Annotated in this window: 12 protein-coding genes; 3 read left to right on the top strand and 9 right to left on the bottom strand. The window is 62.0% G+C overall.

Going from position 1 to position 12,198, the window contains the following annotated elements; translation table 11 throughout:
• Positions 1-45 precede the first annotated feature (45 nt).
• The 9 genes from rlmN to LPW39_RS13835 form a co-directional block, all read right to left on the bottom strand.
• Entirely contained in the window at positions 46-1,167 is a 1,122-nt protein-coding gene (gene rlmN, locus LPW39_RS13875) for a 23S rRNA (adenine(2503)-C(2))-methyltransferase RlmN (protein ID WP_230775955.1), read from the bottom strand.
• Between the two features lie 59 nt (positions 1,168-1,226).
• Entirely contained in the window at positions 1,227-1,652 is a 426-nt protein-coding gene (gene ndk / locus LPW39_RS13870) for a nucleoside-diphosphate kinase (RefSeq protein WP_021027513.1), read from the bottom strand.
• Between the two features lie 79 nt (positions 1,653-1,731).
• Positions 1,732-3,198 carry a pseudouridine synthase gene (locus LPW39_RS13865; RefSeq protein WP_407928842.1) on the bottom strand — a complete coding sequence of 489 codons (1,467 nt, stop codon included), beginning with the start codon at positions 3,196-3,198 and terminating at the stop codon, positions 1,732-1,734.
• Positions 3,188-4,066 carry an SMC-Scp complex subunit ScpB gene (gene scpB, locus LPW39_RS13860; RefSeq protein WP_230775944.1) on the bottom strand — a complete coding sequence of 293 codons (879 nt, stop codon included), beginning with the start codon at positions 4,064-4,066 and terminating at the stop codon, positions 3,188-3,190. Before scpB ends, LPW39_RS13865 begins: the two co-directional genes overlap by 11 nt.
• A 198-nt stretch (positions 4,067-4,264) precedes the next feature.
• On the bottom strand, positions 4,265-5,332 hold the full coding sequence (locus LPW39_RS13855) for an RluA family pseudouridine synthase (RefSeq protein WP_230775935.1): 1,068 nt from the start codon (positions 5,330-5,332) through the stop codon (positions 4,265-4,267).
• Positions 5,332-6,177 (bottom strand): peptidoglycan DD-metalloendopeptidase family protein, encoded by an 846-nt coding sequence (locus tag LPW39_RS13850; RefSeq protein WP_230775932.1) that lies wholly within the window; start codon positions 6,175-6,177, stop codon positions 5,332-5,334. The genes LPW39_RS13855 and LPW39_RS13850 overlap by 1 nt, the downstream gene beginning before the upstream one ends.
• Positions 6,178-6,188: 11 nt before the next feature.
• Positions 6,189-6,950 carry a protein-L-isoaspartate(D-aspartate) O-methyltransferase gene (locus tag LPW39_RS13845; RefSeq protein WP_407928841.1) on the bottom strand — a complete coding sequence of 254 codons (762 nt, stop codon included), beginning with the start codon at positions 6,948-6,950 and terminating at the stop codon, positions 6,189-6,191.
• A gap of 35 nt (positions 6,951-6,985) precedes the next feature.
• The gene (gene surE, locus LPW39_RS13840) at positions 6,986-7,765 is read right to left on the bottom strand and encodes a 5'/3'-nucleotidase SurE (RefSeq protein ID WP_230775930.1); all 780 of its coding nucleotides are present in this window, start codon (positions 7,763-7,765) and stop codon (positions 6,986-6,988) included.
• 221 nt (positions 7,766-7,986) lie between these two features.
• A complete protein-coding gene (locus LPW39_RS13835; protein ID WP_230776034.1) occupies positions 7,987-8,904 on the bottom strand; it encodes a LysR family transcriptional regulator in 918 nt (305 codons plus the stop codon).
• Between the two features lie 412 nt (positions 8,905-9,316).
• On the opposite strand from LPW39_RS13835, the gene LPW39_RS13830 reads away from it, so the two are divergent.
• The 3 genes from LPW39_RS13830 to LPW39_RS13820 are packed head-to-tail and all read left to right on the top strand — an operon-like array spanning position 9,317 to position 12,198.
• On the top strand, positions 9,317-9,850 hold the full coding sequence (locus LPW39_RS13830; protein ID WP_230775928.1) for a 2,4'-dihydroxyacetophenone dioxygenase family protein: 534 nt from the start codon (positions 9,317-9,319) through the stop codon (positions 9,848-9,850).
• A 24-nt stretch (positions 9,851-9,874) separates the two neighbouring features.
• The gene (locus tag LPW39_RS13825; RefSeq protein WP_230775926.1) at positions 9,875-11,119 is read left to right on the top strand and encodes an MFS transporter; all 1,245 of its coding nucleotides are present in this window, start codon (positions 9,875-9,877) and stop codon (positions 11,117-11,119) included.
• The gene (locus LPW39_RS13820; RefSeq protein WP_230776032.1) at positions 11,119-12,198 is read left to right on the top strand and encodes a 2,3-butanediol dehydrogenase; all 1,080 of its coding nucleotides are present in this window, start codon (positions 11,119-11,121) and stop codon (positions 12,196-12,198) included. The genes LPW39_RS13825 and LPW39_RS13820 overlap by 1 nt, the downstream gene beginning before the upstream one ends.

Here is a 12,198-nt window from a genome sequence, read left to right as displayed (position 1 = left end):
ACAGCCTCTTGCATGCACACCCTCCTCAAACTGATTGGACTATTTCTAGACTTGTGCCAGCGGTATGACCCGGTTCTTGGCCATACGCTCCGCCGCTTTGGTGCGGTCTTTCACATCGCCAGCGAGCTGGCCACAGGCCGCATCGATGTCATCGCCCCGGGTCTTGCGCACGGTGGTCACGACGCCCGCATCCGAGAGCATCTTGGCAAATTCCGTCACCCGGTTGGCAGGTGATCGTAACAGACCAGAGGCTGGAAACGGGTTGAATGGAATCAAATTGAATTTGCACCAGGCCCCGCCGTTGCCCGCATACTCTCGCACCAGTGCTATCAATTGCTGGGCATGCTCGGGCTGGTCGTTGACGCCGTCGAGCATGCAATACTCAAAGGTGATGAAGTCACGCGGCGCAAACTCCAGGTAGCGGCGGCAGGACTGCATCAGCTCGGCGAGCGGGTATTTCTTGTTCAGCGGCACCAGGCCATTGCGCAGCGGGTCGTTGGGCGCGTGCAACGACACGGCCAGCGCCACGGCGCAGTCTTGCGACAGGCGGTCCATCATCGGCACCACACCCGAGGTGGAGACGGTGACGCGGCGGCGCGACAGACCATAGCCATGGTCATCCAGCATGGTGCGCAATGCGGGCACCAAGGCCGTGTAATTTTGCAGGGGCTCGCCCATGCCCATCATCACCACGTTGGAGATGATGCGCTCATCGCGCCCCAGGCGCTTGCGCAGCGCGTGTTCGGCAAACCACAGCTGCGCCATGATTTCGCCAGTAGTCAGGTTGCGGCTGAAGCCCTGGTGCCCTGTCGAGCAAAAGCGGCATCCCACTGCGCAACCAGCCTGCGAAGAGACGCACAAGGTGCCACGGTCATCTTCGGGAATGAATACGGATTCGACGGCATTGCCGTCACCCACGTCGAACAGCCACTTGACTGTTCCGTCGGTGGACACGTGCTCGGTGATCACGGGCAGCGCCGTGACATGGGCCGTGCCCTTGAGTTTTTCGCGCAGGGACTTGGCCAGATCGGTCATCTGGTCGAAATCGGCTGCACCGCGCTGGTGGATCCAGCGAAAAAGCTGCGTGGCCCGGAAGCGCTTCTCTCCCAGCCCTTCGCAAAAGGCGGTCAAACCAGCCAAATCAAAATCAAGCAAATTGGTGGTCATGGATATACGCTCGGGCCACTTACCTATGCCACGCGGCCTTGCGGCCGCGTACATGTCAATTAACGGGAATAAACGTTCATGCCGGGGAAGAAGAACGCCACTTCCACAGCGGCGGTCTCGGCAGCGTCAGAGCCGTGCACGGCGTTGGCGTCGATGCTGTCAGCGAAGTCAGCGCGGATCGTGCCCTTGTCGGCCTTCTTAGGGTCGGTAGCGCCCATCAGCTCACGGTTCTTCAGGATGGCGTTTTCGCCTTCCAGAGCCTGGATCATCACAGGACCGGAGATCATGAAGTCCACCAGATCCTTGAAGAAAGGACGGGCAGCGTGCACAGCGTAGAACTGCTCAGCGTCTTGACGCGACAGTTGCACCAGCTTGGCGGCCACGATCTTCAGGCCAGCAGCTTCAAAGCGGGCGTAGATTTGACCGATAACATTCTTAGCCACTGCATCGGGCTTGATGATCGAGAGGGTACGTTCGATTGCCATAATAAATTTCCTGTTGATGGATTTTTTGCTCTAAAAGCAAACCTTTGATTGTACGGTGTCCTGGAAGTCAGCGGCGTGACTACGACCTTCCACCGCGCTTGAATCCGCCACCGCTCTTGCGTTGGCCCTGGCGCTGACGCGTCAGGCTGTCGTGACCGATGTAGCCCAGCGAGGTCTTCATCGGATCGGGTTGGGTATTGCGCTTCTCGGGCGCCTTGCGCAAACCACCACCCCGGGTGTTCTTGGCCGGGCCCACCGATGGGCGCGGGCCGTTGTGCTGGGGACGGTTGTCACTGCGTCCGCCCCGGCCAGCAGAATTCTGCTCACGGGGTTTGCGCTCAGCCACTCCACCGGCAGCCACGGTCAACGCCTGGATGTCGCGCTGGTCCAGCTCGACCCAGGAGCCGCGGCGCAAGCCGCGCGGCAGCACCATGGCACCGTAGCGGATACGGATCAGGCGGCTGACCGCGTGACCCACCGACTCAAACATACGGCGCACTTCGCGGTTGCGGCCTTCGGAGATGGTGACCCGGTACCAGCAGTTGGCGCCTTCGCCACCACCGTCATCGATGGAGCCAAAGCTGGCCACACCGTCTTCCAGGTTCACACCGGCCAGCAGCAAGGCCTTTTCTTCATTGGTCAGGGCGCCCAGCACGCGCACCGCGTACTCACGCTCCAGGCCAAAGCGCGGGTGCATCAGGTTGTTGGCCAACTCACCGGAGTTGGTGAACAGCAGCAGGCCTTCGGTATTCAGATCGAGACGGCCGATCGACTGCCACTTGCCATGCGAGACGCGCGGCAGCTTGCGGAACACCGTGGGGCGGTTCTGCGGATCGTCGTGCGTCACGACCTCGCCCACGGGCTTGTGGTAGGCCAGCACGCGCGCTGGCGGCTGCTCGATGCGGAACGTGATCAGCTTGCCGTTCACACGGATCTTGTCGCTGTGCAAAATGCGCTGACCGACGTGGGCGGGCTCGTTGTTGACGGAGATGCGGCCTTCCAGAATCAGGCGCTCCATCTCCAGGCGCGAACCCATGCCGGCCTGGGCCAGCAGCTTGTGCAGCTTGGGCGCCTCCACATGGGGCTGGAGCACGCGCTTGACCGGAGCGGGTGCATCCGAGTCTTCCGCTGCTTCCAGCGCGCCAGCCACCACGTCTTCGAAGGCATAGCCTTCCGGCTCGGCATGGCGTTGCGGACGGCCCGCCGGACCACGGCCACGGGCGGGAGGCGCATCGCCTTCTGCGCCCTGCGCATCACGCGGCTGTCCATCACGCTCACGGAAACGGCGAGCTCGGGCCGGGTAACGGCTTACGCGCTGTTCGCCATCACGGCGTGCACGCGGCTCGGCGGGCTGGGCTGCGGCATCGCCATCAGCCTCACCGGCATCGGCGCCAGCCGCCTGGGATTCGTCGGCCGCTGCCGCCGCCGCTTGCGCAGGCGCGGCACGCTTGCGCGGTGCACGGCGCTTTTCAGACGGCGCAGCACCTTCTTGCAAGGCCTTATCTCCATCCTGGGGCGCATTCATATCGCTGGTATCACTCATCATCTTTTTGCTTTTCTACCCCGCCTGGTGCGGAATTATGTGCATCGTCATCACGGACCAAAGGATCCGCATCTTTGTCTTCAACCCCGGCAGTGGCGGCATCTGCATCACCACCTGCCTGCGGGGACTCTGCCGCCCTCACGGCGGCCGCATCTTCATCATCAGCAGACCCAGCCTCAGGCAAAGTCTGCGCATCCTCTGCGTCTTCCAACGCATCGCCATCGGCAACTGGCGCTGCCATGGCCATGGGCTCACCCACCAGCTCGAATGCCTCGGCGTCCGCTGGCCCGGCATCCTGCGGCGCGGCCTCGTCTTGCGGCGCTTCCAGCGGCAGGCTGTCAAACATGGTCTGCGACTGGTTGCTGCTGTCCAGCTCGGGCAACTGGTCCAGCGACTGCAGGCCCAGGTCATCCAGAAACTGCCGGGTCGTCGCCAGCAGCGCAGGCCGCCCGATGGTCTCCCGGTAGCCAATCACTTCCACCCAACCCCGGTCTTCCAACTGCTTGATGATCAAGCTGTTGACGGTGACCCCCCGGATATCTTCGATATCGCCACGGGTCACCGGCTGCCGATAGGCAATGATGGCCAGGGTTTCCAGGGTCGCACGCGAATACTTGGGCGGTTTTTCCGGATGCAGGCGATCGAGGTACTCGCGCATCTCCGGCCGGCTCTGAAAGCGCCAGCCCGATGCCACCTGTACCAGTTCTACCCCCCGGTGCGCCCAGTCCAGTTGCAGTTCCTGCAACAGCACCTTGAGCGTGTCCGTTCCCAGATCATCCGCAAACAATCCCCGCAGCTCACGCACGGTAATGGGCTGGGGCGCGCAGATCAGCGCAGTCTCCAGCACCCGTTTTGCTTCCAAAGTATGCATGCGATAAATCCCTGTTTTCACGCCAGCGCGCGGCTGCGTGTTCAGACAAAGGAATGCGTATCAAGAGGGCCGCGTTTGCATGGCCAAGATCACGGCGCAGGCATAAGCGCCCATAGCCGCCGGCACTGGGCGCCACCGATGCAGTGTGCAAACCGGGTGTTTGCGCTGGCTGAAAAACCAGACCTGCAGGAGTAGCGCTTAGGCCAATTCCGCCAAATTATACCGAAGATCCCAATTTTCCATCGCCGAGGTGATATCGGCAGGCGGCATCGCGAACCAGGACATGCTCTGCCCGGTGACTGGATGCACAAAGGCCAGCCGCAGCGCATGCAGGGCCTGGCGCTCCATGCCGGCAGCTGGTGTACCGCCGTAGAGCGTATCGGCCAGCAGCGGATGCTGGAGCGAGGCCATGTGCACGCGGATCTGGTGGGTGCGCCCGGTGTGCAGGCTGCAGAACACCGCACAACCTTGCTGGCCATTGACCAGCAGACGGATATCGGTACGCGCCGGTTTGCCGGGATGCTGGGCCAGATCGACTGCCGCCATGCGCAGGCGGTTGCGTGGATCGCGGCCAATCGGCAGGCTGACGGAGGTCTGCGCTGCGCCCTGCCAGGGCTTGTGGCCCAGCGCCAGGTAGTTGCGGCGCACATCGCGTGCAGCGATCAGCTTGACCAACGCGTCCATGGTCTGGCGCTCGCGCGCCACCACCATCAGTCCGCTGGTGTCCTTGTCCAGCCGGTGCACGATGCCTGCGCGCGGCAGCTGGGCCGCCTTGGCGTCGTAGGCCAGCAAGGCATTGAGCAAGGTACCGCTCCAGTTGCCTGGCGCGGGGTGCACCACCATGCCGGCAGGCTTGTTGATGATCAGCAGATGCTCATCCTGGTAGACCACGTCCAGCGGAATATCCTGCGGCAAGAAGGCCTGGCTTTGCTGCGTGGGACGCAGCTCAACCACCGCCTGGTCACCGGCCTTGACCTTGGCGCTGGGCTTGAGACCGGATTTGCCATTGACCAGCACCGCGCCCTGCAGCAGCAAGGCCTGCAGATAGCTGCGCGAGAACTCCGGCACCCACAGCGCCAGCGCCTTGTCCAGGCGCATGCCATGTTCGTCCACACCGGCCACAACCGTCCGGCTTTCCCAGGTTTGCGACTCGACCTCCGCGGACTCTTCATCCCCTTCCGGCGACACCAAGGCGGCATCCTCCAAATGGGAAAAGCCGACATCGTCGGCTGGCGGCGATGTCGACTTCGAGGAAGTGCCCGGCATCAGCGGGAAGGCAGGTAGCGCGATGGATCGACCGGCTTGCCCTGGCGGCGCACCTCAAAGTGCAGCTTCACGCGGTCGGCGTCGGAGCTGCCCATCTCGGCAATCTTCTGACCCTTCTTGACGACTTGGTCGTCCTTCACCAGCAAGGTCTGGTTGTGGGCGTAGGCAGTCAGGTAGGTGTTGTTGTGCTTGATCAGAATCAGGTTGCCGTAGCCGCGCAGGCCGGCACCGGAGTAGATCACGCGGCCATCAGCGGCGGCCACAACCGGGTCGCCGGCCTTGCCGCCAATGTCCAGGCCCTTGTTGCGCGCATCGTCAAAGCCCGCAATCACGGCGCCCGATGAAGGCCAGATAAAGCCCAGGTTGCCATCGGCTGCGGCGGGGGCAGACGCTGCTGCCGCAGGCGCGGGAGCCGGTGCAGGCGTAGCCGCTGGCGTGTTCGCGCCCGTCACCGCAGGTGCCGTGGCTGCCGGGGCAGCGCTGGCGGTCGCCGCCGCCGGCGGCACCACGCGCAGCACCTGGCCCACTTCGATCACGTTGGGATTTTCCAGATTGCTCCAGCGCGCAATATCGCGCCAGTTCTGGCCGTTGTCGGCGGCGATGCGCATCAGGGTCTCGCCGGGCTTGACGGTGTAGTAACCGGGCTTGCCAGCGTTTTCTGCGCCAGGCAGGGTGGCGGGATCAATGCGCGGCGGCGTGGCCGAGGTCGATGTCGGCGTGCGGCCTGCCGAAAGGCCCCGATCCTCCACGGGCGCCTGGTTCAGCGATGTACTACCGCATCCTGCCAGCACCATGGCTGCCACCACACCGGCACCCCACGTCAAAACACCACGTGAATCCAACATACCTATCCTTCTTAACCAAGCCCCGATTTTAGGGGCACGAAATGAACATGCTCCAGAACCGTGCGCTGAAACCCATCAGCACTGCGGTCCACAACGAGCAAAACCTGTTGCTGGCCCGGCCCCATCACCGGGGCCACGAGCCGGCCGCCTTCAGCCAGCTGGTCACACCAGGCCTGGGGGACCGAATCCCCGCCAGCCGCTGCGATGATGCCGGCATAAGGCGCGCCTTTTTCAAAACCCAGCATGCCATCACCGAGGATCAGGTGCACATTGGCCAGCCGCAAAGGCCGCAGGTTGACCCGCGCCTTTTCATGCAACGCACGCAGCCGCTCAATGGTATACACCTCCTTGGCCATCAGGCTCAGAACCGCCGCCTGGTAACCGCAGCCGGTGCCGATTTCCAAAATACGGCCCAGGCCCATTTTCCCCGCCGGTGATTGCAGCAGCAATTCACACATCCGCGCCACCACGCTGGGTTTGGAGATGGTCTGCCCCAATCCTATAGGCAAACTGGTGTCCTCATAGGCCTGAACCGCCAGTGCACTGTCAACAAACTGGTGACGCAGCACGGAATTCATCACTTTGAGCACCCGGGTGTGCTCCACCCCCGATGCGGCCAGGCGCTGCACCATGCGCAAGCGCGCCGAGGTGAAATCCACGCTCTCAGGCCCCAGCGACTCACGCACCGCCATTGGCACGGGCGACAGCTCTGCAGGCAGCCGGGCCCATTGCCGATGCACGTTGCTGGCCTGCGGCTTGGTGCTGACAGGCATGGCACCGCGTGCTGGAAAGCCGGGCTTGCGCAAGGTCACCCTGGCACCTCCAGGTCCTTGCTACGCAAGCTGGTCGCGGTCTGCGCCCAGTAGGCCAGGCTCTCATGGTCGGTCAAATCCACCTTCAGCGGTGTCACCGCCATATGGCCTGATGCCGTCGCATGGAAGTCGGTGCCCTCGGCATCGTCCAGCGCCAGGCCAGCATTGCCGATCCAGTACATGGTCTCGCCCCGGGGGCTGGTCTGGGTGATGACTTTTTCGGCCGAATGCCTGCGCCCCAGGCGGCAGAGCTTGAGCGGCTTGATCTGCGCAAACGGAAGGTTGGGAATATTGATATTGAGCAGCCAGGGCTTGAGGGTCACGAGCTTGGAGGCTTCAAACTGCTGCACCAGCTCGCAGGCCTTTTTCGCGGCTGACTCCAGCTCGCCCCAGCCCTTGTTGATCTGGGAGAACGCCATGGCCGGGATGCCAAAAAGATAGCCTTCCATGGCCGCGCCCACGGTGCCGGAGTAGATGGTGTCATCGCCCATATTGGCACCGTTATTGATGCCAGATATGACCAGATCAGGTCTATAGCCCAACAGGCCCGTCAGCGCAATGTGTACGCAATCAGCCGGCGTGCCATTGACATAGCGAAAGCCATTGGCCGCGCGCTGCACGTACAGCGGCGAATGCAAGGTCAACGCATTGGATTTGGCACTGTTGTTGTGTTCTGGTGCCACCACCTCGACATCAGCCACCGCCTGCAATGCGTCATGCAACGCCACGATGCCGGGCGCCTGATAACCATCATCGTTACAAAGCAGTATCTTCATGTCATTGAATCAGTTGCACTGCATTGTAGAGGTCCCAACACAGAACCCGAGCGGAGTGTGGCAGCAAAGCGACCTCCGGGCTGCGCCTGCGCGCACTGTCCCGCTGAAACGGGGCCGTGTGCAGGGCTTCCGCATTGTAGTGAGGCGCGCCGCCCTGCTCTGACCTACTGGGCCGATTGCAACACAAAATTACGATGAAACCCGCTATATAGGTCAATGCCCTAACCGGCAGGAACGGCCGAGACCGATTCGCAGACCTGGGTGGTCAGTCTATGCAGCACGGAGGCCGTGCAGCGGACCAGCGGCGTGGTTTTCCGTTTGGCAGACTGCGCCAGGCACAGGTTGATCATCACGGCTGGCGATTCGATAGGAGCCACCACCAGTTGCTCGCCCAGCTCATGCCCCTCGAGTGCGCTGCGTGTCAAGGCCGCATAACCGTAGCCCCCGCGGACCAAATCCAGAATGGCCGGCACACTGGAGACCTCCCAAACCACATTGAGCTTGACTTGCGACAGCCGGGCCTGCGCCTCCATCAGCTTGCGAAAGATCTGGCCGTACTGCGGCATGATCAGCGGAAAAGCGGACAGGTCCTCAAACCCCAGCGAAGAGCGGCCGTGCAGCGCACACGCCGAGCCGACCAGGCAAAGGCGCTCCTGAAGTACCGGAGTCGTTTCTATATGCGGATGGGGCTCAGGCGAATAGACCAGGCCCAAATCCATTCGTCCGGAGGCCAGCCACTCCGCCATCTGCATCGACAGCCCCTCCACGATGGCAACCCGGGCCTTGGGCATCTGGCGGCTGAACGCATCGATCAGCGGCAAGGTCAAACGCCGAGCCAGGCTGGGAGGCAGGCCCACCACGATACGCCCCACTGGTTCATTGCGCTCGCACCCCAAATCTTCCTTGGCTTGTGCGACGTGCTGCAGGATCGCATGGCTGTGCTCCAGCAACCTGCGCCCTGCTTCGGTCAACGTCACGCCACGCCCGGTGCGGATCAGCAAAGTCTCACGCAACTCCATCTCCAATGCCCGCACCTGGCGACTCAATGCAGGCTGCGCCGTATCGGACAGCATCGCCGCCTTGCTAAAGCTACCGGTTTCCGCCACCGCAACAAAGGTCTCGATCTGCTGCAAATTCATAGTCACCCCCTTTTTCTCATGACGTATTAATAATTTTTAACTATTAGTATGCCATTTTGCTATAGCTGCTAGCTTGGCTTACACCTAGGTGCCTGGGGTCTTCTTTAACAGAATGAAGTTCTGCTTACAGCCAATAAGAGAAGGAGGACCCACCAATGACCAGCGAACAATCCCCTGCCGCTGATAGAAAAAAACGCAACATTAGCAATTATCCATGGCGCTCGGCTATCTGGCCTCAGTTCGCCAGCCGGTGCAGGTCAGATCCGCTACAGGGTGGGGCGCCGCTATCAGCGCCAGCGCCCTGAATCACCCACAGCGGAGGCCGCGCTTTCAGCACGGCCAACAGCAGCGCCCACGAGCCGCTGCGCCAGCTATTCAATACCCCTCGTTCCCCCACTCAAGGAAATCCACCATGGTAGACAAAGCCAACTCCGAGTTCTGGCAAAACCTCAACCCCATCGCCAATCCCTTCCAGCCGGATGCGCTGCCAGAGGTATACATCCCCAATGCAGCATCCGAGGACGAGCGTCTCTACGTTCCGTTCACAGAAACCGTGTGCTCCCGCCCGCTATGGATTTCACCCTCACAAAACAAATGGTGCGACATCTTGATGGCCAAGGAAGCGGGTTTGGTGAACCGCCACTACCACCCGCATGAAGTCTTTGCCTACACCATCTCAGGCAAGTGGGGCTACCTCGAGCACGACTGGACGGCAACCAAGGGCGATTTTGTCTATGAGACTCCGGGCGAAGGCCATACCTTGGTGGCGTTTGACCACCCAGAGCCCATGCGTGCCATCTTCATTGTCAAAGGGCCCCTGATCTGGCTCGACGAGCAAGGCAATCCAGACGGCTACTTTGATGTCCATTCCTACATAGCACTGTGCAAGGCCCACTACGAAAAAGTGGGGCTGGGTGCCGAGGCTGTGGAAAAACTCTTTCGCTAACTGACGCAAAGTCTGGAGAAAAACATGCACGCATCCCCTGTCCGCTCTTGGTGGAGCTATGAGAATCGGCTGCTGCTGATCCTCTTTCTGACCTTTGGCTTTGTCTTCTTTGATCGTCTGGCCTTGTCCTTTCTCTTCCCGTTCATGCAGGATGAGCTGGATCTGAGCCAAACCCAGCTGGGCATGATCTCCTCGGCCCTGGCCCTGACCTGGGCCATCTCCGGAGCGATCGCAGGTGCCTGGTCGGATTCGCGATCCAAGCGCAAGGCGCTGCTGGTGGTGTCCGTGCTGGGGTTCTCCATCTGCTCGGCCATGTCAGGGCTGGTGGGCGGCTTCGTCAGCCTGCTGGTGTTTCGCGCGCTGATGGGTCTGGCTGAAGGGCCCGTACTGCCCATTGCCCAGTCCCTGATGATCCAAAGCTCCACGCCATCGCGGCGCGGCCTGAACATGGGGCTGCTGCAAGGCTCGTCAGCGGGCCTGATCGGCGCAATGATCGGTCCACCCGTCGTCATTGCACTGGCTACGAATTTCGGCTGGCGCGTCGCCTTCTATGTCACCGTGATTCCTGGGATTCTGATTGCCATGGCCATCTGGCGCTGGGTGCATGAGCACCCCGGTCAGGCGCCATCCGCAGCGCAGCCCAAGCCAGCACCCATCAACCGCTGGGCCTTGCTGCGTGAGCGCAATGTGCTGCTGTGCATGCTGATCAGCTGCTTTTTCCTCACCTGGTTCATCATCATCATCTCGTTTGCGCCCACTTTCCTTGTCAAGTTCCGGGAGTTTTCCGCGGCCGACATGGGCTTCGTGATGAGCTGCCTGGGAGCGGCCTGGGTGTTCTGGGGCTTTGCCGTACCCGCCATCTCCGACCGGATCGGACGCAAGTCAGCCCTGGTCATCTTTGCACCGATTGCGGCACTGTGCCCCATCGCCCTGATCTATGGCGACTCCGTCATCGCGCTGGGGGCAGTGGTGTTTGTCACCTATACCGGCCTTGGTTGCTTCACGCTCTTCATGGCCACCGTCCCCGCTGAAACCGTTCCGCCGCAGGTACTGACCGGCGCGCTCGGCCTCATCATGGGAGCGGGTGAACTGGTGGGCGGCTTTCTGGCACCCACGATTGCGGGCTTTGCGGCAGACCACTACGGCCTGCCCGTCGCGATGTGGATGTCAGCAGGTGGTGCATTGATAGCAGGACTGCTCGCGCTGGGCCTGAAAGAAACCGCCCCCCTGGTATTGCAGCGACGTGCCGCTGCGGAGGCCAAGCCATGATGCAAGCACTGCGCTGGCATGGCGCCCAGGATTTACGCGTGGAACAGATTCCGGTTCCCCCGACCGGTCCCCAAGATGTGCGTATTGCGGTGCAGTACTGCGGCATCTGCGGCAGTGACTTGCACGAATTCGAATCGGGCCCCCATGCGATTCCCGTCGGCACACCCCACGCGGTCTCGGGTCGCACGGCGCCGCTGACCTTAGGCCACGAATTCTGCGGCACCGTCGTGGAGGTGGGCAGCGAAGTCAGCAGCCTAACGGTTGGCGACCGCGTGGCAGTGGAGCCCGAGTACCGCTGCAGCCAATGCGCCTACTGCCGCCATGGTGCCTACAACCTCTGCGCCGATATGGGTTTCGCAGGATTGATGGGCGATGGGGGCATGGCCGAATTCGCCGTCGTGCCCAGCTACATGCTGCACCGCTTGCCAGATGGGGTAAGTCTGGAGCAGGCAGCCGTGATGGAGCCAGCCGCCGTTGCGCTCCATGCGCTGCGCCGCAGCCAACTACCAGCGGGTGGCAGCTGCGCCATCTTTGGGCTCGGCCCTATCGGATTGCTGCTGGTCAAGCTCGCCAAACTGCAGGGGGCAGGCACCATCATCGCTGTGGATGTATCGCCGGAACGCCTGCAAATGGCCCGGCAGGCAGGCGCCAGTCTGGTCATCGATGGCAAGGGCCTGACCGCGCGCGAGCTGCGGCACACCATTGCATCAGCCACTGATGGCCTGGGTGTTGATACCAGCTTTGAAGCCGCCGGCCTGCAAGCCACCTTTGAAGGGGCCATTCGCGCATTGCGCAAAGGCGGAAACATGGTCATGGTCGGCCTGATGTCCGAAGCCCGTTTTGACGCCTTCGATGCCGTCAACCGAGAGTTGAGTCTGGTCGCCAGCGTCGGCTACCGCGATGTCTACCAGGCACTGATTGGCCTCATTGAAGCGGGAGACTTCGACCCGACGTCGATCATCACCAAAACAGTACCACTTGAACGTGCGGTGAGCGAGGGCTTTTCAGCACTGGTGCAGGACCGGTCGCAGATCAAGATTCTCGTAAGCCCGGCCATTGGCTGCAACGACAAGCGCTAG

Source organism: Comamonas koreensis (genome assembly GCF_021026195.1).
Taxonomy (GTDB): domain Bacteria; phylum Pseudomonadota; class Gammaproteobacteria; order Burkholderiales; family Burkholderiaceae_C; genus Comamonas; species Comamonas koreensis.
The sequence above is the reverse complement of the archived record's forward strand: the minus strand, read 5'-3'. Positions and strand labels throughout refer to the sequence as shown.